Origin of the sequence: Pedobacter sp. SL55 (genome assembly GCF_026625705.1) — a bacterium.
GTDB lineage: Bacteria > Bacteroidota > Bacteroidia > Sphingobacteriales > Sphingobacteriaceae > Pedobacter.
On sequence record NZ_CP113059.1, the window covers coordinates 386,559 to 410,737 of the forward strand.

Below are 24,179 nucleotides of genomic sequence, written 5' to 3' on the forward strand. Positions count from 1 at the left end.
GGCTTAAAATTTTATAGTTAACTGTGGACTAGTTACATTAAATGTTTTTCGGTGGTAGGGAGATGGCCCCATATTAATAACGGCATTTCGATGCGCTATAGTAGGATAACCTTTATTTTTCTTCCAATCGTACATCGGAAAATCAATGTCCAAGTTGGCCATATACTCATCTCGGTGGGTTTTTGCCAAAATAGACGCAGCTGCGATGTTCAAGTATTTACCATCGCCTTTTACAATGCAAGCATGTTTTATGTCTTGATAAGCTTTAAACCTATTGCCATCAATCACTAAATATTCGGGTTTTAAAGCAAGTTGATCTAAAGCCCTGTGCATGGCCAAAAACGAAGCGTTTAAAATATTAATCCGGTCAATTTCTTCGTGATCTACCATGGCAACTGCCCAAGCCAAAGCTTCCTTTTCTATAATTGGGCGAAGCTGTTCTCGTTGTTTGTGCGTTAACTGCTTCGAGTCGTTTAATCCTTCTAAATAGAAATCTTTGGGCAAAATAACGGCGGCAGCAACCACTGGCCCAGCCAAACAGCCACGCCCGGCTTCATCGCAACCAGCTTCAATAAGTTCTATTTGATAACAGTTTAACAGCATTTAGCAAAAATAACTATTCTAATGCTCTACTCGCAATAGTGATGAAAATTATAGTACCTTATTTTCGAAAAGCACTAGCAGTGGTTCCAAACAAAAGATAGCCCCGCTTGTCATTACAAGTCCGCACTCGTTGCACTCGCTTGCGGGCTTTCCATTTTAATCGGGTTTATTATACTTAATACTGCGCCATAAAATATAGCGAGTACCCAAAAGGCAACAAAGCTACATCCAAAGTGCTCGTATACTTGGCTTTATCGCCAATAGGTAAAGCTTACAGACTGATAGTTAAACAATTAAAGCATAATTAGGTAGCATTTAAGCAATCTATTACGATTTTTAACCACCCCGCCTTTCAGGCACCCCTGCAAAGCAGGGGAATGTAGGCCGCAATTCCTCTCTTTCAGAGCGGTGGTCTTAGACCGGGGTGTTTTGTAGGGCGATAAATATTAATCGAACTTAGGTTTATAAATATTGGCCAATAGTTGGTTATCAATAACATTTACTAAGGGTAATTATTTTTAATTGATGAAATAGCAAAACACAAAATGACGGAAATAATGGAAATTCCGTCATCATATTGACGGAAATAATAATAATTGCGTCAGTATATTGACGGAAGTAATAAATAATTTTATATTTGTGATATGGATATCCCTAGAGCACTTGAAAAAACAATTCTTAAAAAGCTGAAGCCCAATAAAGTGGTAGCAATTTTAGGTGCCAGACGTGTAGGAAAAACAGAACTGATTAGCTACCTATCAAAAAACAGTAGCGAAAAACAATTATTGCTTAATGGCGATGACATTGAAACTCATAATCTTTTGGCTACCCAAAGCACTGCCAATTTTAAACGATTACTTGGCGACACGCAGTTGCTTATCATAGATGAGGCACAGGAAATACCCAACATAGGCAAAAAGCTAAAGCTGATGGTAGACACCATACCCGGCATAAAAATACTTATTACTGGTTCATCGGCATTTGAGATCAACAATCAAGTTGGGGAACCCTTGTTGGGGCGTATGAGTATTTTGCATTTATTCCCTTTGGCTCAGCTAGAATTTGCTGCAAAGGAAAACTACCTGGAAACCAAAAACAATTTAGAAGAAAGACTAATTTTTGGCTCCTATCCAGAGCTTAATAGCATTATTAATAGGGAAGACAAAATAGGCTACCTAAAAGAACTTGCCCACAACCAGTTGCTAAGAGATATTTTAGCTTTTGAAGGCATTAAAAAACGAGATAAAATTGTTGCGCTGCTACAAATGATTGCTTTTAGAACAGGTAGCGAAATATCTTTAGAAAGCGTGGGCAGAGATTTACAGATTAGCAAAAACACGGTAGAGAAATACCTCGACCTTTTTAGCAAGGTTTTTATCATCTATAGTGTTAGTGGCTTTAGCCGTAACCGAGATAACGAAATTACCAAGATGAAAAAGTGGTATTTTGTTGATAATGGGATCCGCAATGCGATAATTAATTCTTTTAACCCTTTAAATATGCGAGACGATGTGGGCAAATTATGGGAAGGATATTTGAACAGCGAACGAATAAAAATGCTTCACTATAAAGAAAAGCACGTTTTAGATTATTTTTGGCGTACGCATAACAAACAAGAAATTGATCGCATTGAAGAAGCAAACGATAAGCTAGCGGCGTTTGAATACAAATGGCAAAACTCAAAAACAAAGATACCCAGCGAGTTTTCAAAAGCCTATCCAGATGCTACTTTTGAGGTCATTGATCAGGAAAATTATTTAGATTATATTACTTAATCCTAAACACTTACATTCTGCCCTTTTACATCAAAGGCATCACGCAAACCAATGGCAATTAAATTAAAGGCATAAACGGTAAGCATAATGGCCAAACCTGGTAACATAGCCAAATAAGCCGCATCCATAATGATATAGCCGTAGTGTTCTTTAATCATAGTGCCCCAGCTTGGCATAGGTGGCTGTGCGCCAAAACCCAAAAAGCTTAAACCTGTTTCTAACAAAATAGCCGAGGCAAAATTGGCCGACCCAACTACCAAAATTGGTCCGGCAATGTTTGGCAAAATATGCCTGATAATGGTTCTACTGTTAGAAAAGCCCAATGCTTTGGCCGCCTCTACAAACTCTACTTGTTTTAAAGCCATTACCTGTCCGCGTACTAAACGGGCAACATCTACCCATGTAGATAAGCCCACTGCAATAAAGATCTGCCAAAAGCCTTTGCCTAGGGCAAACGATATGGCAATAACCAAAAGTAACGATGGCAAAGACCAAATTACATTCATAAACCAACTAATTGCAGCATCTATTTTACCGCCAAAATAACCTGCAATTGCACCTAAACCCACGCCAATAAACATAGAAATAAGTACCGCCATTAAACCCACCGAAAGCGAAACCCGCACACCTAAAATTAAACGGCTCAGCAAATCTCGTCCGTAAATATCTGTGCCTAACCAAAAGGTTTGTTCGTAAACGTTTTTCATTTCGAAAAGCATTTGCGTATTACCTAGTTTACTTGGCAAAGTGCAACTACTACAAAGGTCTTTAAGTTTGTAAATTGTTGGATTGGTATTTTTTTCCTCGCCAATATACTCATAGGCCAACACTTTATTACCTACAATTTTGTAAGAAGTGATAGGTACACTCTTAAATTTGGCAGGCTGCCCGTAAAACATCTTCTCAAAAAAACCTACATCTTTTACGTTATGATAACGTTGTACAATTAGAAATTTAAACTTACTGCCGGGTTTTTCTTTACCAATTTGCAGTTGCTGCGTATTGGCATAAGGTGTTTGGTCTGGTGTAATTAAATACCCTAAAACACCAATAAATACCATTAAAATTATAAAAAAAAGGCCTATTAGAGCAAGTGTGTTACGTTTAAACTTTTTCCAAACCTTAGCAGATTGTGTAGTATTCGACATGTTATTTTACCATTCGACCTTTCCAATTGTATTTTCCCGAGTTTCCGGCAATGCCAATATAAACAATGTAAATGATATGCAAAGCATTAAGCAAAGGCAACCACCATAACAAAGCTTGCCTCTTAAAAAAACTCATCATATTGTTAAGGAAAACAAATTCTACTAGAAGTTTTGAAACCAATTGAAACACCAGAAAAGGCAAAGTTGTAGCTGGAAAAAATAAGGCAAGCAAGGCATTAATAATGATGCTTAAATTAAATAGCCACACGCTTACTCCCAAAATAATAACCGATTTATCCTTATAGCGAGTGCTTTTTGACGCCCAGCGCTTACGTTGTTGTATAAACTCGCCCAAAGTTGCCTTTGCATGGGTATAAACTATGGCTGCTTTATTTTTAAGGAAACCTATTTTATCTCCGTAAATAGCCGACATTTTGTGCAGCAGCAATTCATCATCGCCACTGGCTAAATCATCAATACCTTTAAAACCACCAACTTCAAAAAAAGCTTTTTTCTCATAAGCCAAGTTTGCACCATTGCACGTACTTGGATTTTTATTGCCAATGGTAGAAGCACCCAAACCAATTAAGTAAGAAAACTCTAAAGCTTGCGCTCGTTCAAAAAAACTCTTTTCTTCAAAATAAGCCACCGGCGATGAAATCATTTTACAACCTGTAGTTTCGTAGTAATTTACGATGGTTGCCAACCACTCGGCTCCCATTCTGCAATCGGCATCGGTAGTTACAATTAAATTCCCTTTGGCTTGACCAATTGCGGTTTGAATAGCCATTTTTTTGTAGGAATTAAGCGCCTTGCTTTCGTTCAACTGTATTAACTTGACTTCGCTGTAAGATTTTACGATATCAGCAGTTCGGTCTGTAGAATGGTCATCAATTACAATCAGCTCAAAAAGCTCTTTTGGATAGTTTTGTGCTAATACGTCATCAATTGTTTTCGCAATTTTATCTTCCTCGTTGCGAGCGGCAACAATAATAGAAACCGAAGTAGTTGGCACTTTTTGTGTTTTATGATAAGGCTTAATCTTAATCCATCCTATAATGAAAGTTGCCACCACAAATATGTAGATGAGTGTTAAAAATGCCGAGAAATAATTAATTGCGTCGAGTATTTCCAAAAAAATTAAGTTTAAAAACAAAATATGAGCCTAAGATAGCAGGAATTATGATATTGATAAGCCAGATACTTGCAATACATGCCACCACCGCCGCATTTTGATCGGTAACGTATTTGAAAAAGAACAGGGCAGTTACACTTCTAATACCAATATCTAGCAAATCTAGGGATGGTAAGGTAGATTGCACAAAAAACAAAATTGGCACTAACATTACAATATCTGCCATGCTTAAATGCGGCACCAACCATACAAACATGATGAGATACTGCGTAGTAAAAACAGCATATCTAGCTAAGCAAAGCAATAAAATTTTTAGGAGTTCTACTTTTTTATAGCGAGCTAAAACGGCATAAAATTTCTTGTACTTACGGGTAATTTTTACAGAAAGCAATAAACTGTTTAGCCATTTGATATTGAAATAAAAAACAAGAAAGAAAAGTGCAAACACTAAGGCCAACCCGCAAATAGCAGCTAGTAAAATTGGCTCTAAAGGAATAAACCGGTAAACAAATACACAAACGGCTATGGCTCCAAAAACGTTGGTCAGCACCAATTGCCCTATGTTACCAACCGTCATGGCTACAACGCCAATAATGCGCCTTTTAGGCGAAAGGAAAAACACCCTACCTCCGTATTCTCCCAACCTATTTGGTGTGAAAATTGCCCAAGTTAATCCACAAAAAACAGACTCGATAGACCGCCACAAACTGATTTGCTCTACCCTTGCAATCAGCTGTTTCCATTTTACAGTTTCTAAACCCCAGTTAAAAAGCATGAGCACAAAAACGCTTCCCAATATCAACCAAATTTGTTGAAGCGGAATATTTTGCAACAGCGTAACAAACTCCCTAAGGTCATTATGGTTGGTAAGTTTTCTATAGATAAACCAAAAAGCAAAAGCCACAATGGCTATTTTGATGATATTGGCTAATATTTTTTTGTAACTGGATGTCAAAACTACTTATCGTTATAATGCCCCCAAGCAGATAAAACCAATATAGTTACTATCTTTTCTTTAATTTGATAAACCAATCTATGCTTGTCCGATATTCGTCTAGACCATGTGGGCACATCAAAATATTTTAGTTGTTCAGGCTTACCTGCTCCCATTTCCGGATGTTTTTCTAACTCATCTAAAAGGGATAGCAATTTTTTTAACGATTTTTTATCTCCCGACTTTTCCAGCTTTATAACATCTTTCTTGGCACTTTCTGTAAAAATTACCTCATATATCATAAGATACTTTTAAAAAGTTCCATTTTTAATTCAGTTGTGAGCTTATGAATTTTCCCTTCTTCACTTTCTTTTAGAGATTTATCAATTTTTGCGTAGAACTCTTCCTTGCTCATTTCAGTTTTATCCTCTTGAATTTTGATTTTTTTAACGCCCAATGCTTTAAGTACTGCCTTAAGCTTTGAAACCTCCGATGGCTCTATCTCAAACGAAAATGTAGTCATGACTTTTTATTTTTTCTTCTACTTACACAAAAGTAAGTAAAAACAAGGATATACTTAAGAGAGACGACCTAAACGAACGCCTAATGTGCAAATAAGTTATACTTTTGTAGTATGCTAGCTGAGAAAAAGGAACGTGTTATTTTAGGAATTGACCCTGGAACTGCGATTATGGGTTACGGTGTAATTTTAGAAAAAGGAAGTAAAATAGAATTACTGAGTTTAGGAGTGGTAAAAATGGGGCACCTCGATGATCATTTTCTAAAGCTTCAGCGCATTTTCGAAAAAACCATGGGCCTTTTAGAGACCTATAAGCCAGACGCTCTGGCCATTGAAGCTCCCTTTTATGGCAAAAACATACAGGTTACGTTAAAGCTAGGCAGGGCACAGGGCATTGCTATGGCGGCGGCACTTTCTAAAAACATTCCGGTAACAGAATATGCCCCGAGGAAAATCAAGCAATCTATTACAGGAAAAGGCACGGCCAGCAAAGAGCAGGTTGCGGCCATGTTGCAACGCTTGCTAAACTTTAATGAAACTCCCGAATTTTTAGATGCTACCGATGGCTTGGCCGTGGCAGTTTGCCATTCGTTCCAAAAAATACCTACTGGCGGCAATAGCAAATCTTACACGGGATGGGAAGCTTTTGTAAGCGATAATAAGAAGAGGATAAAGTAAAATTACTTCTCTACCCAATCCTTAAATGCAGCGGTACTGCTTTGGCTGGTAACCAAAAATTGATGATGCGTTTTTAATTTAATAGCTAGTACGTTTTTATTATAGCGTTCTGTTTCTTCAACGTAAACTTTATGAACAAGCTGTGCCCTATTGATCCTAAAAAACAGCTTTGGATCCAATTCTTCTTCTACCTGTTTTAAAGTAGGTTGAGTTAACAGATGATTTTTACCCTTATTATCAATCGCAAAAACCACGCCTTCTTCCGCATTAAAAAAAACAACATCAGCTATCTCTAAAAAATACGTTCTGTTGGCAGTATTGATAGCAAGTCGATTTCTGTAAGGCTTTTTTACAGATGGTTGCCCTAACAATGCGCTCAGTTTTTCTATCATCAAATTGTTGTTTTGCGGGGCAGACTGATAAAACAGTTTGAACTTTTGCCAAGCTTTTTCAAATCTATCAAAGGAAAAAGGCTTGAGCAGATAGGCTATACCATTAGTTTCAAAAGCATCCATCAGGAATTGATTGTAAGCTGTAGCAAATATGACGGGACAATTAGGCATCACTTCTTTATAAATCTCAAAAGCATTGCCATCCATCAGTTCTATATCCGAAAACACGAGATCAACCTCCTTATTGTTTTTAAAAAATGCCACTGCATCTTCTACATTAGCCAGTTCGGCTAATACTGTCGTCGGTTCGTCCAATTCTGCCAAAAACCGCTTTAGCTTTTTTATAGCGGGAAGTTCGTCTTCTACAATTACAATTTTTATCATTCTTTTATCCACTTATCAAAGGTAAGCTTACGGTAAATGTAGTTTCTGTTTGCTGAATTGAGAGTGATTGGTTGCTCAGCAAAACATATTGTTCCCGTAAATTCTCCAGTGCTCTTCCGCCTCCAATTTTTTTACTTTTTTTAGGAGAAAGGTTATTCGTTACCGTCAGTTTTTCTTCAATTTCTATTTGAATTTTAACAGGCTTATCTATTGTGCCCAAGTTATGTTCTATGGCATTTTCAATCAGCAGCTGCAATGTTAACGGCGCTATAAAACCATCAACTGTTGTAGGAGCAATAATTGCCAACTCATATCCATTGCCAAATTTATGTTGCATAATTCTAAAGTAGGATTTTGCAAAATTCAATTCCTCTTTTAAAGGCACTAGCTGTTTGCTCGACACTTCAAGCACATATCGATACAGCTCTGCAAAATCATTCAAAAAATCTGAAGCTTTCGATTTGTCTTCTTCTATCAACTGATCTAGGGCATTTAAGTTATTGAATAAAAAATGTGGGTTAAGCTGTGCTTTTAACTGGGCAATTTTACTATCAGCCAATGCATTATTGTAATTGATCAGGCGCTCGGCATCTTCTTTATTTCTTTGATAAAAAATATAGGCGATAAAAAACCCTCCATAAATGCATACATCTAAAACATTTCCAATATTGTTGTTTAAAATCACTTCGTAGGTAAAATTACGATGCCAAGTATTAAAAATTAAGGCCACTATTGCAGAAAAGGCGTTAGCTATAAAAAGGTACCACAATAATGAAAGAGCAAAAATTTTAACAACCGAAACCAGGCTTAGGGCACTACTTTTTTGAAAACGTTTCAACAGGTAAGTAATGATCAAAAACACTACGCTGCTTTCAATGAAAGTACCTATTGCTCCTTCTGGTGTAAACGTATATACATTTACGGTTTGCCTTACTAAAATACGCCCTTGAATGGACTGCGCATAGGCAAACAAAAAAATAAACCCTAAAAAATATCGATGGCGTTGTAGTGTCTTTAGAAATTTCATCATTACAAAAATAAAAGTAGCCTTTTTTTAATCAGGCTACTTATTTTATTGTTATTTAGTTGCTGCAGGGAAAGAAGCAATTACATTCCCTTTATCGTCAAAAAACTGGAGTTTAGCTTCATTGTTTTCACCTACGTAAAACATCGCTCTTGGTCTTCCTTTATCGTCGTTCAAAAATAACCCATTGTTGCGGCTTCTGGTTTGACCAAGCATCACACGTGGAGCACCTCCTAATATTCCTTGTGATACGTATTCGTCATATTTCTTTTTAAAAGCAGCCGGATCTGATTTTCGAAGAGGTATTAACTCATCCAAAATTTTGTCCATACCAAATTGCGTTTCATTTGCAGGTCTATCGCTAAACACTAAACTACTCGCTACTTTTCGCTGCCCAGCTTCTTTATAATCTTGCGTTAACAATTGCATTACCTGATCTCCGTCGTATTGATCGTAGGTTAAAGACAAGCCCGAACTATGTCCATCTGCCTTCTTCTGCCCATCGTAAATAAATCCGCCGCATTCTATGCCGTCTTCGTTAAAAAACAACATTCCAGAGCGCTTTTTACGTTTTACGTTGGTAGGCCTGTTGTTTATTGTGTCTTTACCGTTTGGGAAACGACCTACATTGGTAATGACCATTTTTACCGTGCCATCTTTTTCTATGATGTTGATACGCTCTACGTCTATTTCGGCAAAACGTTGGTTGCCTGTTTTCTTGAAAGCCGAAGAGGCCAACATAATTACACCAAAAGCGGTAGCTATTCCAAAGCTTCTTAAAAATACGAGTTCCTTGTTCATTATCTTATTTTTTAAGGGATTAATACTATTTGAATAGTTCAAAACTATTACACAAACGTTTCCTTAAAAAGAGAAAAGGAATGAACTAAGGAAAATATCAAATGAATGAGGGAAATACGGATTAAATGATTAGCTCGACCATAGTAAAATAAAACTCACTATCGATCAAACTTGAGCAATAACCCAACTATTAATATCTTAGCCCCACACTTCGCTCGATTATGATGAAAGATAAAATTGACTTGCTCTATTTGCCTTATCTTTTAGCAAGTATTTTGCTGACTGCCGGCTATACTTTTTTACACTGGCTTTTCGTAATTAAATACGAAATCATCCATTTGGATGAAATCATCGTCAACCTTTTTATCCCAATAGGCCTTTGTTTGACTTTACATTATCTTTTACTTCGCAAGCGCAGAGCACTAATTGCATCTATTGGTAAAAAAGAAAACTTCTGTGACCTCATCATTCTTACCTTACTGGCGCTACCGTTAATTACAGCACAGTTTTTTATTGATGACGAAGCTGGAAAATTAACATCGCTCGAAAAAATAACGCAAATTAAAAATCAAAAACTATCTAGGTTTTACCATGTTGACAGCGTCTTTATTCATCAATCAAGCTACAACCTTGGTGTTTACGCTTATGTTTCTAAAAAGAGTGGTCGCTACAATTGGGGAAAAGAATACAGAATGGAAACACACTTTGTTGTCCCATTATTTGACAAACCTGAAGATACCTTAAAACATCCCACAGCTTGGCTAGGTCAGAGCTACTATAAAACTATAGATAATGTAAGTGACGAGAACAACAAAAGGAATTTCGAATCCTTTGTTGCCTCTAGTACAGCAATGTTCCTTAACAAAAATCTTCAGGATTTTGAATATTTAAAAAGGCTTTACAACGTAGATCTCTACGAGACCTATTTCAATACCATCAAGCACCAAGAGCAAGGCAAACATCCAATAATTTTTAAGGCCGAAAACAGCTCTTTTAATCGTAGAACTGGTACTTCGCTGGAGGTTTGCGTATATGGTTATATCATTTGCGCTGCCGTTTTTTTATTCGCCCTATCAATTTGCGATTTAGACAACGAAAGATTAATGCAGTTTAAACAAAGCTAAACCTCCTGTACCTTCTTCTTCGGAAACACCAACGAAGCGATAATACTCAAAGCTAAAATACCTACAATAACAATTAAAGAATGCTCTGTGGTAAAACCCCACGCTTTTAGGTAACCATGCCCTAACATTTTCACACCAATAAACGTAAGCAATACCGCTAAACCCGTTTTTAAGTAATGGAATTTATGGATGATATTGACCAAAAGGAAAAACATAGAGCGTAAACCCATAATGGCAAAAATGTTCGAAAAGAAAACAATGTAAGCATCCTTTGTTACCGCAAAAATTGCCGGAATAGAATCTACCGCAAAAATTAAATCGGTAAACTCTACAATAAGCAATACCAAAAAGAGTGGTGTTACAAACTTCTTTCCGTTTATTTTATGGAAGAATTTTTTACCCTCATATTTAGGGTGGATTTTAAAGAAACGTGAAGCGAATTTTACTACTGGATGGTTTTCAGGATCAATTTTATCGTCTTCCTCTTTAGAGAAAAACATTTTTACGCCAGTAAATACCAAGAAAGCACCAAACACGTATAAAATCCATTCGAATTGGTTAATTAGCGCCGCACCTACAAAAATGAAGATGAACCTCATGATAATGGCACCTAAAATACCCCAAAACAGCACTCTGTGATAGTATTTTTCTGGCACTGCAAAAGCAGAGAATATCAACACAATTACAAAAATATTATCTACCGAAAGTGCGTATTCTACCACATAACCCGTTAAAAATTCTATACCTAGATTTTGCTTGTATAGCTGCAAACTAGCTTCGAAATTGTCTGGGATAATAGAAATTGGATGCTTATGTGCCGCAATCACTTCCTTAAGCCGCTCCATGCTATCTATGCCATGCAAGTGCTCGCCTTTTAAAATGAGCAATAGGTAAAAGCTTAAGGCAAAAACCACCATCACAAAACTCATGATACCTGCTTGCTTTAAGCTTACCACATGTTCTCTTTTGCTAAAAAGACCTAAGTCTAGGGCAAGGATAAATACGATAAATAGTAGAAATCCTCCAATGAATAATAATTCGCTCGACATTATTTTTTACGTTCTGTTGTATATTTTACCAATTGTTGCAAACCAGTTTTTGCATCTCCATCTGGGAAACTGGCTAAAATTTCGAAAGCTTTAGTTTGGTACTCTTCCATTTTTTTGTTGGCATAGTGCACGCCTTCGTTGGCATTCACAAAATCAATAATCTGCTGTATTTTTTTAGGATCATCATTGTGGTTTTTTACCAAATTGATCATATTTTTGCGTTCAGCTTTTTCAACTCTGTTTAGCGCATAAATTAAAGGCAAGGTTACTTTCTTTTCTTTGATATCGATGCCCAGCGGTTTGCCAACATCATCTGTACCGAAATCAAAAGTATCATCCTTAATCTGAAAAGCAATTCCCACCAATTCTCCAAATAAGCGCATTTTTTCTACGTCTTCTGCCGATGCGCCTGCCGATGCTGCTCCACAAGCACAACAAGAAGCGATTAATGAAGCCGTTTTTTGACGGATTACATTGAAGTACAGTTCCTCGCTGATATCCATTCTCCGCACTTTCTCAACTTGCAACAATTCCCCCTCGCTCATCTGCTGCACCGCTTCAGACACGATTTTTAACAATTGAAACTCATTGTTGTTTACCGAAAGTAGCAAACCTTTAGAAAGCAAATAATCGCCCACTAAAACAGCAATCTTATTTTTCCAAAGTGCATTGATAGAAAAAAAACCACGACGCTCGTAAGCATTATCCACCACATCATCGTGTACCAAAGTTGCCGTGTGCAAAAGTTCTACCAAAGCGGCACCACGATGGGTAGACTCTACAATGCCACCGCAAAGCTTAGCTGCAAAAAAAACGAACATCGGCCGCATTTGCTTCCCTTTGCGCTTTACAATATAGTGTGTAATTCGGTTAAGCAATGGCGCACTACTTTGCATCGAGTCTTTAAATTTTACTTCAAAGGCATCAATTTCTGCGGCAATAGGTTGCTTAATTTGATCTATTTGAGACATTGACAAAAATGTGTTTGCAAACTTAGTTGAATTTCTATTAAAAGCGTATTTTTAATGAAACTATTCGCATGAAAACATTCTTTAAAATATTCCTCTTTGTTGTTGTTTGCTTGGTAGGCGTTTACTTTGCGGGGCCAAAAACACCAAAGCCTAGTTACGAAACAACGCTCCCAAAAGTTGTAAACATCAATTCTTTAGAAGAATATGTGGCCGCACAAGAAAGCAAGTACAAAATAAAACCCGGCAACCAAGCCGAGATTGTTTGGACAGATAGCCTGCACCAACAAACGGAGTATGCGGTGGTTTACCTTCATGGTTTTTCTGCATCTAAGGAAGAAGGAAATCCCGTACACCGAAACTTTGCAAAAACTATTAAAGCTAACCTTTACCTAGCCCGCTTGGCCGACCACGGATTAGACACCGTTGCGCCAATGCAATATTTTACTGCCGATAGGCTTTGGGAAACAGCCAAAGAAGCACTAGCGATTGGTAAGAAGCTAGGCAAAAAAGTAATTTTAGTTGGCACTTCTACTGGCGGAACGCTTGCGCTTAAACTTGCAGCCACCTATCCAGAAATACACAGCTTAGTTCTCCTTTCGCCAAATATTAAAATTAACGACGATAAAGTTTGGTTACTGAACAATCCTTGGGGTTTGCAAATTGCCCGAGCTGTTACTGGTGGAAAAGAACGTATCGTTGAGGGAAAATCTCCCATCTATAAAAAGTATTGGTATACAAATTACCGTCTCGAATCTGTAGTTCAGCTACAAGAATTATTGGAAAGCACCATGACCAAAGCAACTTTTGAGAAAGTAAAACAACCTACGCTACTACTTTATTATTACAAAAGTGAAGAAGAGCAAGACCCGGTTGTTAGTGTTCCGGAAATGTTAAAAATGTTTGATGAACTGGGCACACCAACAGCTCAAAAAGAAAAACATGCCTTATCCAACACTGGCAATCATGTAATTGGCTCTTATATTACTTCAAAAGATATACCTAGTGCAGAAAAAGCGATGAAAGCATTTGCGAAGAAGCATATAGAGATAAATTAAGTTAATAAACATTTCACAGCAAATGGCATTTTTGGCTAAAGCCGCCCAACTAAAAATCTAAAACCGTCGACTAAAGTCGACGGCAATGAAGTGGATGGCAATGAAGTCGACGGCAATCAAATAATTTTTAGGCCAGGCTATGCACATTCATTTATTACAATAAAATGTACATTTGCGCAATAATTTAAAACATTAAACACATGGGACTTTTTTCGAACTTGATGGGCAATGCCTCTACAGTTAACAATGATGATTTAACAAAAAATTTCGAGCAATTATTCATTCATGACGAAAAAATAGAGCTGGGTTTTAAGTTATTTAGGGACACCTTCATTTTTACTAATAAACGATTAGTTATTGTGGATGTACAGGGACTAACTGGCAGCAAAACTGAATATCTATCTGTTGCTTATAAAAGCATATCGAGGTTTAGCGTAGAAACTGCAGGCACTTTCGATTTAGAAGCTGAATTAAAGATCTGGATTTCAAGCGAAGCTGTACCGAGTATCAGAAAAAATTCAATAAATCTGTAAACGTATATGAAGTGCAACGCGTATTGGCTACATACGTAATTGGGTAAATTTATGATGGAATGGAAAAAATTGCTTTCGGCAAAGCGCTGGGGACACGAAGATAAATCGCCAAGAGATACAGACGAAGCTAGATCGCAATTTCAGATAGACTACGACAGGCTCATATTTTCTTCGCCATTTAGAAGGCTACAGAATAAAACGCAGGTCTTCCCTTTACCAGGCAGCGTGTTTGTACACAACCGATTAACACACAGTTTAGAAGTGGCCAGTGTGGGCCGTTCTTTAGGAAGGATTTTCTATAATCAAACCAAAAAAGACAACCCAAATATTGATATAGAAGTGCCTTTAATGAGCGAAGTTGGTAACATTGTAGCCGCAGCAGCTTTGGCGCACGATTTGGGCAACCCAGCTTTTGGGCACTCTGGCGAAGCAGCCATTTCGAGGTATTTTACCAATGGCGAAGGCAAAGTTTACCTAGATCAGCTTACCGAAGAACAGAAAAAAGATTTTACCCATTTTGAAGGTAACGCCAACGCCATCCGCATTTTAACACATCCTTTCGAAGGCAAAGGAAATGGCGCCTATGCACTCACTTACGCTACTTTAGCAGCTATCGGCAAATATCCTTGCGAATCTATTTTAGGTCATCAAAAACCATTATTGCACCGTAAGAAGTATGGATTTTTTCAATCAGAAAAAGAGATTTTCAGGAAAATAGCTGCCGAGCTAGGCATGCTTTCTGATAGCGAAAGCCCACTGGGTTATTTTCGCCATCCGTTGAGTTATTTGGTAGAAGCTGCGGATGATATTTGCTACGGAATTATAGATTTAGAAGATGCACATCGCCTACAAATTCTAAGTTTTGATGAAGTAAAGGGCTTGTTGTTGCCTTTGTGTAATAGCGATAAACTGGAAGAGAGATTGCAAAATGATTTGGAAGACGATGATGCAAAAGTAGGCTTATTGCGAGCCAAAGCCATTAGCACTTTGATAGGCGAATGTTCTCGTATCTTTTACCAAGAACAAGCGGCAATTTTAAGTGGCACTTTTAATCAAAGTTTAACGGATGCGCTGCCAGAACATCTGCTAAATGCTTGGAAAACCATCGAACAGATTTCGATAGAGAAAATCTACAATTACCAATCGGTTATTGCCAAAGAAGTTTCTGGCTATAAAGTAATGGCTGGTTTGCTTGAAGAATTTGTACCAGCACTAGTAAACAACGACACACATTATTACAAAAAGTTAGTAAAACTGATACCAAAACAGTTTCATACAGAAAAAGAAGATTTATATTCTCGGGTGCAAAGTGTGTTAGATTTTGTTTCGGGCATGACCGATTTGTACGCTGTTGAATTGTATGGTAAGATTAAAGGAATTTCGTTTCCTTCAGTGACTTAGCACATTTATCAATCGAACATCATCCCAAATGTATTTCCGGATCTTAAAGTGATACTAAATATAAGGCATTTCTTTTTTCAAACATCCCTAATTGGAAATCCTTGCAGCATAGTTTAAATTGGGGTAAAGGCAGCAAAAAGTTATGCGATTAACCCCGTCATTTCGAACGAGGTACGAGGAGAAATCTTACAATTAGCAATTTGTAAAGCTTGATTTGTAATGATGTTAACAATTCGCTAGATTTCTCTCTGCATTCGAAATGACGGCAAACACATACGCAGTTTCAGATTTGCCATAAGGGGTGTTCGTAAACGTTTATTTGTTGGCGTGCCCCCAAACAAAGGAACATCAAAGCTTGGCGGCCTCGCCAACGGCTGCTGTGCTAAATACAAGGCATTTCTTCTTTCGAACACTCTTAATTTAAAATCTAGAAGAGCAGAAAGATTGCTTCGTACCTCGCAATGACGAGGAGTATAAAAAATGGTCGATGCCTTATCAGCACCGACCATTTTTAACTTTTTACTTTTAACTTTTCACTTACTTCCCTTGTCCCATGCCGCCGCCCATGCCGCCGCCTTGTTGTTGGTCTTGCTTCACGTCGTCGTTTTTGATTTTTTTCTTCTCAGTAAACTTCAACTTACCAAATTTGTAGCTAAAGTTTAAACCAATCTGACGTAGTGGGTAATAAATATTTTGTGTTTGATAGGCATCTGCAGACTGAGAAACGGTATTGATATGCAAATCCCTATTGAATGGGTTTAATAAATTCAAACCAATGGTACCTTGCTTTTTCATGATGTCTTTTTTAACAGCACCGCCGTAAAAAAACATTGCCTGCGTTTTACTTTGATAAGTGTAACGTGGAGAATTAACTACACCGAACAACTCTAAATTCCAACCGCCCTTAAATGCAGTAGCAGAACGCATAAAAAAGTTATAATTGATGTAGGTACCTTCATTCATCCCTTGCAAATCCTCCCTACTTCTAATTTCGTAAGTGTTTACGGCAATGTTACTCATTAAGGTCCATTTTGGCGTAGGGTTATACGAGCCAAATAGATTAGCACCATAACTATTGGTGTTACCTACGTTGGCAAAAGTTGTTGATGTAATGCCAGAAGCAGCCCTCACAATGTTTTCGATAACGTTTCTTGTATTTCTATAAAACAATGACGCATTAATCATTGACCCTTTAATAAAAGTAGAATAACCAAGCTCCACATTATGACTCAATTCAGGATCTAAACTCGGGTTACCCTCAAAAGTATTAACCGGGTTAGATTCATTATTGAACGGATTTAAATAAGCCAAACTTGGACGCTGTATCCTTTTATTGTAAGCCAATTTAATTGTAGTAGACCCATTAATGGTTTGCGATATTACTGCATTTGGAAATAAGTTTAAGTAATCATCATTAATTAAATCACCGTTGATATCATTATACTCGATAGCAGTGTATTCTGTACGCAAACCTCCTTTAAATTTTATTTTCTTAGTTAAATCAAAAGCAATAGTAGAATAAGCTGCGCCAACATTTTGATCGTAATCGAAGATTTTTCCAGAACCTTGACCAAACTCACTCTTGATGTTTCTAAAAATACCTTTACCTCCAACTTCAAAAGTTACAGTTTTAGAAAACGGATACACATAATCGGTTTGCACGGTATACTCTCTATTTTTTCCTGTATTTACACTCCCTGTTAATGAATTTCCGTTGATGTTGTTAGAAAAGTCATTTATATTCCTACCTTCAGTCAATTGACCTGCAATAGAAAACTCTTCGCCTTGTTTTTTAGTAGTGCGTCTATAATCCATATTCCAATCTAAGTTATTGTTGGTCATATCAGTACTACTAATATTGGTACTATTAATTGGCGATCCACCAACATTTGTTGTTATTAAAGATGAACCTGGCCCACCATTGTAAAACCTATTGTATTTTGCATTGGTACTAATGTTGTTGTAGGCATTAAAATCGTAATCTAAACCTAGGCTACCGTTAAACATTTCACGTTTCCAAGCAGAAGTACCATCTTGTAATACTTGCGATGCAGGAATAACAACTCCATTTTCTTCACTTTGAGGCAACTGATTAAAAAATACCACTCTTGAATCTTGCGGATAAGCATACATCCCTCCTAAGGCTGTGTTTGCACTAAAACGTCCAGATTTTGCTGTTAAATTAAAGTTACCGGTATTTTGACGTGTACCTGCCGATGCATTTACCGAACCACTCACGCCTTCAGCATTGCTCTTCTTAGTAATGATATTGATGATACCACCAGAACCTTCCGCTTCGTACTTAGCAGATGGATTGGTAATTACCTCCACACTTTTAATCTGATCGGCAGGGATCATCTTTAACGCATCAGCTACGCTATTCGCCATTGTTCCTGATGGTTTTCCGTTGATTAAAACCCTAACTGCACTTCCACGCAATTGAACATTTCCGTTAATATCTACCGAAAGCATTGGCACTTTACGCATCACATCGGTTGCATCGCCACCAGCATTAGTTGCATCAGCCTCTGCATTGTAAACCATACGATCTATTTTGTTTTCGATCATATTTTTCTTTCCTTCAATAGTGACTTCATTTAAGGTACTGGCGCTTCCAGAAAGAAAAACATCTCCAACATTGTTATCTGGCTTTTCTGGCGTAGTTTTAACCATTACATTTTTAGAGGTATAGCCTATAAAACCAACCACCATTTTATATTCGCCCGGAGCAATATTTTGAATAGATACTTTACCTTTAGCATCGGTTAAGCCCCCGTTTACCGGTTTAGAGGTTTTAGTATTTACCAACGAAACTGTTGCATACTCTACAGGTTGCTTGGTTAAAGAATCTAAAATGGTTGCCGAGATACGCCCTGTCACTTTTGGAGCTGCATTGCCTCCTCCCATCATCGGGAACTGGGCTCTTGCACTCATCATCATCAGTAAAGCGGAACAAATTAGTAATAGTCTTTTCATGTTGTTTTGTTATTTGTACGTATTAGTCTGCCAAAGCTATATTTTGTTACAGCAGCAACGAAGCATTTTTTTACAACTGGCAGCAAACTATCGGCGAATGGTATTTTTTTAGCGGCGAATGGTTGAGAGTAGAAAGGAAAATCCCAAACAAGTTAAACTCATTTGGGATTTTTAAATAGCTTGGTCGTCATCTCGACCGAAGTAAAACGAAGTGGAGAGATCTTTCGATTAGCGCAACCAAGCTCAAAGATATCTCCTCGCTACGCTTCCCTCGAAATGACGTATTGGCTATACTACAATATTTACAATCTTTCCTTTTACGAAAATGATTTTCTTAGGACTAGCTCCGTTTAAAAATCCTTGAACTTGCTCATTAGCCAAGACCGCAGCGGCAGCATCTTCTTGCTCTAAGGTTAAACTCAAATTCAGGTTCATTTTCATTTTACCGTTGATAGAAATGGGATAAGCAAACTCATCTTCTATCAAATAATTAGGGTTGAAAACAGGGAATTGAGCGGTTGATAAATCTTTATTGCCTAATAACGACCATAGTTCTTCGCAGATGTGTGGCGCATAAGCTGCTAACACTACCACTAAATCTTGTAGAATTGCTCGTTTGTTGCATTTCAAATCTGTTAGTTCGTTAACTGCAATCATAAAGCTCGAAACCGAGGTATTAAATGAAAAACGCTCAATATCATCTTGTACTTTCTTGATGATTTTGTGCAATGCTTTCAGCTCCGCTTTAGTTGGTTCAGCATCGCTTACGGTAAATTCCCAAGCCTCATTATGGAACAAACGCCAGAATTTACGCAAGAACTTAAATACACCTTCAATACCGTTGGTGTTCCAAGGTTTGCTTTGCTCTAACGGCCCTAAGAACATTTCGTACATACGTAAAGTATCTGCGCCGTACTGTGCAATTAACACATCTGGGTTTACTACGTTGAACTTAGATTTAGACATCTTTTCAACTTCTACACCGCAGATATAAGCCCCCTCCTGACCTACCCCAAAGGGGCGAGGAAATGGTTCCATCTTCCAAAATTAAGACAGCGTCTTGGTACTCTGGTCTCCACGCTCTAAATTTTTGGATGTTTAACCTATCGTTCTCAACGATGTTGACGTCTACGTGCATAGAGCCAGCTTGAACTAGTTGATTATTTTCAGCTAAAAACTCCAAAGATGAATACCTGAAGGGAATACCCCATTTATCTAAAAGATTTTGCTGTTCTTGTAGATTGGCAGCTTTGTTCCACTGCTCATAAAGTCCTTTCGAAACAAATCTAGTTTGTACAATTTTTCCATCTTCGATACAATTCAATCGATAAACAAAGTTACTTCTACCTTGTATCATCCCTTGGTTAATCAACTTTTTGAAAGGCTCTTCCTCTTGCACATAGCCTAAATCTTTCAAAAACTTGTTCCAGAAGCGGCTATACAACAAATGGCCAGTGGCATGTTCGTTACCACCGATGTACAAATCCACATCTTTCCAATATGCTACAGCTTCTTTCGAGGCGAATGCTTTGTCGTTTTGCGCATCCATATAACGGTACCAATACCAGCTACTTCCTGCCCAACCTGGCATGGTAGACAATTCGTACTCGTAACGGTCTTCGTATTTCCAACCTTCGGCTCTTGCCAAAGGCGGCTCGCCGGTTTCGGTTGGTAAGTATTTATCAATTTCTGGCAATACCAATGGTAATTCTTCCTCTTTCAACAAGTAAGGCAACCCGTCTTTAAAATACACAGGAATAGGCTCGCCCCAATAACGTTGGCGACCAAAAATAGCATCACGCTGGCGGAAATTCACTTTCGCTTTTCCTACGCCTTGGTCTTCTAACCATTGATTTAAGAAAGCAACAGCCTCTTTATATTCCATTCCGTTGATGAAGCCGGAGTTGATGTATTTACCTTCTTTGGTGGCATCTGCTTGTTGGTCGATGTCTTTTTGCGCATCCAAAATTTGGATAATCGGTAAACCGAAGTGCGTTGCGAATAACCAGTCGCGTTGGTCGCCACTTGGCACGCCCATTACCGCACCGGTACCGTAACCTGCCAATACATAATCGGCAATCCACAATTGTACACGCTCACCACTTACCGGGTTAATTACATAAGTTCCCGTAAAAGCACCCGAAACAGTTTTAGCATCCGCCATGCGGTCTAATTCCGATTTCTTTTTCGTTTGTGCAATATAGCTTTCGATATCCGCTTTTTGCTCTGGAGTAGTCAATTCTGCCACCCATTCGTGCTCTGGTGCCAGCACCAAGTAAGAAACTCCAAAAATGGTATCCACACGAGTGGTAAAAACTTCTATTTGTTTATCGTTACCTTCCACTTTGAACTTTACCGATGCACCAACGCTCTTGCCTATCCAGTTGCGTTGCATTTCTTTCATCGGTTCTGGCCAATCAATGGTATCCAAACCTTGCAAAAGCCTATCCGCATAGGCAGTAATTCTCATACTCCATTGCATCATTTTCTTTTGCTCTACTGGATATCCGCCACGCTCAGAAACCCCGTCTTTCACTTCATCATTAGCTAACACCGTACCTAAAGCAGCACACCAATTTACCGTACTTTCCTTTAAATAAGTTAAACGATATTTCAATAGCTCAACCTGCTTTTCTTCTTCACTAAAATTAGCCCAGTCTGTAGGCAAAAAGTTTCTAGTATCCTCATCGCAAGCCGCTTTTACATCGGCGCTGCCTGCTTCATTGAATTTATGAATTAGGGTAGATATCGGCTCTGCTTTATCCGTTTCTAGGTTATACCAAGAATTGAATAATTGCATGAATATCCATTGTGTCCATTTGTAGTAAGCCGGATCGCTGGTGCGCACCTCACGGCTCCAATCAAAAGAGAAACCAATTTGGTCTAACTGCCTGCGATAAGTATTGATATTGGTTTCGGTAGTTACTGCCGGATGCTGACCAGTTTGGATAGCGTATTGCTCTGCAGGCAAACCAAACGAATCGTAACCCATGGGATGCAGCACATTGAAACCCTTTAAACGCTTATATCTAGAAAAAATATCAGAAGCGATATAACCTAGTGGATGACCAACATGCAAACCTGCTCCCGAAGGGTAAGGAAACATGTCTAATACATAATATTTCGGCTTGTCTGAATTAGCTTCAGCTTTGAACGATTGATTTTCTGCCCAATATTTTTGCCACTTTTGCTCTATCTCTCTAAATTGATAATCCATTGATATGTTGTTTCTAGTAACGTTCTTAAACGTGCAAAGGTAAGGAAATTTACGACTTTAGAATTACGATTGAACTTCTAATGAGAGAATTTTGAATGACTAAATGAGTGAATGATTAAATGACCAATATCCAAGCACCAATTATCAGACACTTAATATTATCGCCTCTGCAAAATCTTCTTAAATCTGCAGAAAATGAAATAACCAACATCCAAGAACCAATTATCAAAAATGAAATGAGTACCACTCATATACTTACGGACTTTCCGACTATAAACTTTCGGACAAACAATCGTTAAAGAATGTTAAAGTCTCAGGATATAAACTAACGTTTCGCAACCTTTATACGTTCTTAACAATAAAACAATTGAGCAATTAAGCCATCATTAATTTAAGATTTAGCGTATCTTTCCTTATTTTCGCAGAAACAATTAAATACTTATGGAAGAATTTGAAGTAAGTCAGGCGGCAAAAAAGACCAAAACAGTATACGTTTCTACCATTTTTAGCATTGCATTAGTATTGTTAATGTTGGGCATGTTGGGCTTAATTTTGGTACATGCCAAAAACTTATCTAACTATGTGAAAGAGAATATTGTGCTAAACATTATTGTTGATGAAGGTGCAAAAGAAACCGAAGTGCTTGCTTTTAAAAAGAGTTTAGACAACAATGTTGCGGTTAAACAAACTCAATACGTAAATAAAGAGGTTGCTCAACACAATTTAACTAAAGATTTAGGCGAGGATTTTGTTAACTTCCTAGGATACAACCCGCTACTCTCTACCATTGATGTATATATGAAGGCAGATTATGCCAACAACCAAAATATCGATGCGTTGAAAAAGAGCATGGAGAAAAACCCAATTGTTAAAGAGGTAGTGTATCAAAGCTCATTGATTGATATGGTAAACAAGAACATCAACACCATTAGTTTAATTGTTTTAGGCTTTGCGGTAATTTTATTGGTAATTGCCATTGCGTTAATCAACAATACCATTCGTTTGGCTATTTTCTCTCAGCGTTTTTTAATTAAAAGTATGCAGTTGGTAGGCGCAACCAAAAACTTCATCCGCCAGCCATTTATATTAGTTGCCGCTTTGCATGGAGTTATTGCCTCGTTTATTGCTATTATCATCCTTTTAGGGTTACTATATTATACACAACAAGAGCTGCCAGAAATCATCATTTTGAGAAACTATAGCGAATTTGGCTTGGTATTCATCAGTTTGGTGGCCATTGGTATTTTCATTACCGGAATAAGTACCTGGTTTGCAGTAAGCAAATATCTACGTTTAAAAGTTTACGATTTATACAGATAATGTCAGACAAAAAAACAACTTCTGCAACGCAGAAACCAAAAGAAGAATTGGTATTCAGTAAGAAAAATTACCAATTATTAATCATCAGCATTGTTATTGTAGTGGTTGGCTTTATCTTAATGATGGGTGCAGATGGCGATATCTACGATACTAGAAGAACATTAATTGCACCAGTAGTAGTGCTTTTCGGCTTCGCATTTGGGGTTTACGCTGTTCTAAAGAAATAAAGCCCATCCTAACCTTCCCAAAAGGATGGAAACTAATGACGCATAGCCGATTGGAGAGACATCAATCGTATTTCGTAAATCTACAATCGTAAATCTAGATAATGAACTATCTACAAGCAATTATCCTTGCTATTATTGAAGGATTAACCGAATTTTTGCCCGTTTCGTCTACAGGCCACATGATTATTGGCACAGCTTTAATGAATATGGAGCCTACTCCTTTTGTTAAGCTTTTTACCATTGTGATACAACTCGGCACCATCTTATCTGTTTTGGTATTGTACTTTAAACGCTTTTTCAAGTCGCTAAATTTCTACTATAAATTGGTGGTGGCCGCTATACCAGCGTCAATTTTAGGCTTATTACTAAATGATTTTATCGATTCGCTATTAGAAAGCCCTTTAATGGTGGCCGTGATGTTAGTAGTTGGCGGAGTTATCTTACTCTTTGTAGATAAATGGTTCAACAAACCCCAAATCGAAAACTCGGACGAAATCTCTTACAAACAATCTTTCATTATTGGGCTTTACCAATGCTTAGCATTAATTCCTGGTACGTCTCGTTCGGCAAATACTATTGTTGGCGGAATGACACAAAATCTTACCCGTAAAGCAGCAGCCGAATTTTCTTTCTTTTTAGCTATCCCCATGATGTTGGGTGCTTCTGTTGTGAAATTGTACAAATTCATGAAAGAAGGGCATACTTTTTCAGGAGATGAAATTAACCTTTTAATTATTGGCAATGTAGTTGGCTTTATCGTAGCTATTATCGCCATAAAGAGCTTTATTACTGTGCTCACTAAGCATGGCTTCAAAGCTTTTGGCTGGTATCGCATTGTAGTAGGACTAATTATCTTGGTATTATTACTTTCAGGCCACGAGTTATCCATTATTTAATCCGTAAATTTGCGGC

At 37.7% G+C, this 24,179-nt stretch carries 21 protein-coding genes and 1 pseudogene; 9 read left to right on the forward strand and 13 right to left on the reverse strand.

Annotated elements, in window-relative coordinates:
• Positions 1 to 3: 3 nt before the first annotated feature.
• Positions 4 to 603 (reverse strand): ribonuclease HII, encoded by a 600-nt coding sequence (locus OVA16_RS01665; RefSeq protein WP_267763181.1) that lies wholly within the window; start codon positions 601 to 603, stop codon positions 4 to 6.
• Between the two features lie 644 nt (positions 604 to 1,247).
• Between OVA16_RS01665 and OVA16_RS01670 the strand changes: the two genes are divergently transcribed.
• Positions 1,248 to 2,378 carry an ATP-binding protein gene (locus tag OVA16_RS01670; protein ID WP_267763182.1) on the forward strand — a complete coding sequence of 377 codons (1,131 nt, stop codon included), beginning with the start codon at positions 1,248 to 1,250 and terminating at the stop codon, positions 2,376 to 2,378.
• A gap of 2 nt (positions 2,379 to 2,380) precedes the next feature.
• Here OVA16_RS01670 and OVA16_RS01675 read toward each other — a convergent pair whose 3' ends face one another.
• From OVA16_RS01675 to OVA16_RS01695, 5 genes are read right to left on the reverse strand one after another with little or no spacing between them, the layout of a single operon-like run.
• Positions 2,381 to 3,526 carry an ABC transporter permease gene (locus OVA16_RS01675; protein ID WP_267763183.1) on the reverse strand — a complete coding sequence of 382 codons (1,146 nt, stop codon included), beginning with the start codon at positions 3,524 to 3,526 and terminating at the stop codon, positions 2,381 to 2,383.
• Position 3,527: 1 nt separating this feature from the next.
• On the reverse strand, positions 3,528 to 4,661 hold the full coding sequence (locus tag OVA16_RS01680) for a glycosyltransferase family 2 protein (RefSeq protein ID WP_267763184.1): 1,134 nt from the start codon (positions 4,659 to 4,661) through the stop codon (positions 3,528 to 3,530).
• The gene (locus OVA16_RS01685) at positions 4,639 to 5,616 is read right to left on the reverse strand and encodes a lysylphosphatidylglycerol synthase domain-containing protein (RefSeq protein WP_267763185.1); all 978 of its coding nucleotides are present in this window, start codon (positions 5,614 to 5,616) and stop codon (positions 4,639 to 4,641) included. Before OVA16_RS01685 ends, OVA16_RS01680 begins: the two co-directional genes overlap by 23 nt.
• A gap of 2 nt (positions 5,617 to 5,618) precedes the next feature.
• The gene (locus OVA16_RS01690; protein WP_267763186.1) at positions 5,619 to 5,897 is read right to left on the reverse strand and encodes a Txe/YoeB family addiction module toxin; all 279 of its coding nucleotides are present in this window, start codon (positions 5,895 to 5,897) and stop codon (positions 5,619 to 5,621) included.
• The gene (locus tag OVA16_RS01695) at positions 5,894 to 6,118 is read right to left on the reverse strand and encodes a hypothetical protein (RefSeq protein ID WP_267763187.1); all 225 of its coding nucleotides are present in this window, start codon (positions 6,116 to 6,118) and stop codon (positions 5,894 to 5,896) included. Before OVA16_RS01695 ends, OVA16_RS01690 begins: the two co-directional genes overlap by 4 nt.
• A gap of 111 nt (positions 6,119 to 6,229) precedes the next feature.
• On the opposite strand from OVA16_RS01695, the gene ruvC reads away from it, so the two are divergent.
• Positions 6,230 to 6,793 (forward strand): crossover junction endodeoxyribonuclease RuvC, encoded by a 564-nt coding sequence (gene ruvC / locus OVA16_RS01700; protein WP_267763188.1) that lies wholly within the window; start codon positions 6,230 to 6,232, stop codon positions 6,791 to 6,793.
• Between the two features lie 2 nt (positions 6,794 to 6,795).
• On the opposite strand, the gene OVA16_RS01705 is transcribed toward ruvC, so the two are convergent.
• The 3 genes from OVA16_RS01705 to OVA16_RS01715 are packed head-to-tail and all read right to left on the reverse strand — an operon-like array spanning position 6,796 to position 9,394.
• Complete coding sequence (locus tag OVA16_RS01705; protein WP_267763189.1) at positions 6,796 to 7,569, reverse strand: LytR/AlgR family response regulator transcription factor; 774 nt, start codon at positions 7,567 to 7,569, stop codon at positions 6,796 to 6,798.
• A gap of 4 nt (positions 7,570 to 7,573) precedes the next feature.
• Positions 7,574 to 8,599, reverse strand: coding sequence for a sensor histidine kinase (locus OVA16_RS01710; RefSeq protein ID WP_267763190.1), 1,026 nt, complete (start codon positions 8,597 to 8,599; stop codon positions 7,574 to 7,576).
• A 48-nt stretch (positions 8,600 to 8,647) separates the two neighbouring features.
• Complete coding sequence (locus OVA16_RS01715) at positions 8,648 to 9,394, reverse strand: hypothetical protein (RefSeq protein WP_267763191.1); 747 nt, start codon at positions 9,392 to 9,394, stop codon at positions 8,648 to 8,650.
• A gap of 221 nt (positions 9,395 to 9,615) precedes the next feature.
• On the opposite strand from OVA16_RS01715, the gene OVA16_RS01720 reads away from it, so the two are divergent.
• Positions 9,616 to 10,518: a hypothetical protein gene (locus tag OVA16_RS01720; protein ID WP_267763192.1), complete on the forward strand. Its 903-nt coding sequence runs from the start codon at positions 9,616 to 9,618 to the stop codon at positions 10,516 to 10,518.
• Here the strand turns inward: OVA16_RS01720 and OVA16_RS01725 are convergent.
• Positions 10,515 to 11,567 (reverse strand): TerC family protein, encoded by a 1,053-nt coding sequence (locus tag OVA16_RS01725; RefSeq protein ID WP_267763193.1) that lies wholly within the window; start codon positions 11,565 to 11,567, stop codon positions 10,515 to 10,517. The genes OVA16_RS01720 and OVA16_RS01725 overlap by 4 nt on opposite strands.
• The gene (locus tag OVA16_RS01730) at positions 11,567 to 12,538 is read right to left on the reverse strand and encodes a polyprenyl synthetase family protein (protein ID WP_267763194.1); all 972 of its coding nucleotides are present in this window, start codon (positions 12,536 to 12,538) and stop codon (positions 11,567 to 11,569) included. The genes OVA16_RS01725 and OVA16_RS01730 overlap by 1 nt, the downstream gene beginning before the upstream one ends.
• Before the next feature lie 68 nt (positions 12,539 to 12,606).
• Between OVA16_RS01730 and OVA16_RS01735 the strand changes: the two genes are divergently transcribed.
• The 3 genes from OVA16_RS01735 (at position 12,607) to OVA16_RS01745 (ending at position 15,527) form a co-directional block, all read left to right on the forward strand.
• Entirely contained in the window at positions 12,607 to 13,593 is a 987-nt protein-coding gene (locus OVA16_RS01735; RefSeq protein WP_267763195.1) for an alpha/beta hydrolase, read from the forward strand.
• Positions 13,594 to 13,793: 200 nt separating this feature from the next.
• Positions 13,794 to 14,126 carry a PH domain-containing protein gene (locus OVA16_RS01740; RefSeq protein ID WP_267763196.1) on the forward strand — a complete coding sequence of 111 codons (333 nt, stop codon included), beginning with the start codon at positions 13,794 to 13,796 and terminating at the stop codon, positions 14,124 to 14,126.
• A 54-nt stretch (positions 14,127 to 14,180) separates the two neighbouring features.
• Positions 14,181 to 15,527 (forward strand): deoxyguanosinetriphosphate triphosphohydrolase, encoded by a 1,347-nt coding sequence (locus OVA16_RS01745; RefSeq protein WP_267765325.1) that lies wholly within the window; start codon positions 14,181 to 14,183, stop codon positions 15,525 to 15,527.
• Between the two features lie 537 nt (positions 15,528 to 16,064).
• Here the strand turns inward: OVA16_RS01745 and OVA16_RS01750 are convergent.
• Positions 16,065 to 18,503, reverse strand: a complete 2,439-nt coding sequence (locus OVA16_RS01750; protein WP_267763197.1) for a TonB-dependent receptor domain-containing protein — start codon at positions 18,501 to 18,503, stop codon at positions 16,065 to 16,067.
• 288 nt (positions 18,504 to 18,791) lie between these two features.
• Positions 18,792 to 21,720: pseudogene (locus OVA16_RS19975) on the reverse strand (leucine--tRNA ligase).
• A 441-nt stretch (positions 21,721 to 22,161) separates the two neighbouring features.
• Between OVA16_RS19975 and OVA16_RS01765 the strand changes: the two are divergent.
• The 3 genes from OVA16_RS01765 to OVA16_RS01775 all read left to right on the forward strand — a co-directional run bounded on the left by OVA16_RS01765 (position 22,162) and on the right by OVA16_RS01775 (position 24,163).
• Positions 22,162 to 23,040 (forward strand): cell division protein FtsX, encoded by an 879-nt coding sequence (locus OVA16_RS01765; protein WP_267763198.1) that lies wholly within the window; start codon positions 22,162 to 22,164, stop codon positions 23,038 to 23,040.
• Positions 23,040 to 23,267 carry a DUF3098 domain-containing protein gene (locus OVA16_RS01770; protein ID WP_267763199.1) on the forward strand — a complete coding sequence of 76 codons (228 nt, stop codon included), beginning with the start codon at positions 23,040 to 23,042 and terminating at the stop codon, positions 23,265 to 23,267. The genes OVA16_RS01765 and OVA16_RS01770 overlap by 1 nt, the downstream gene beginning before the upstream one ends.
• A gap of 101 nt (positions 23,268 to 23,368) precedes the next feature.
• Entirely contained in the window at positions 23,369 to 24,163 is a 795-nt protein-coding gene (locus OVA16_RS01775; RefSeq protein WP_267763200.1) for an undecaprenyl-diphosphate phosphatase, read from the forward strand.
• Positions 24,164 to 24,179: the final 16 nt, after the last annotated feature.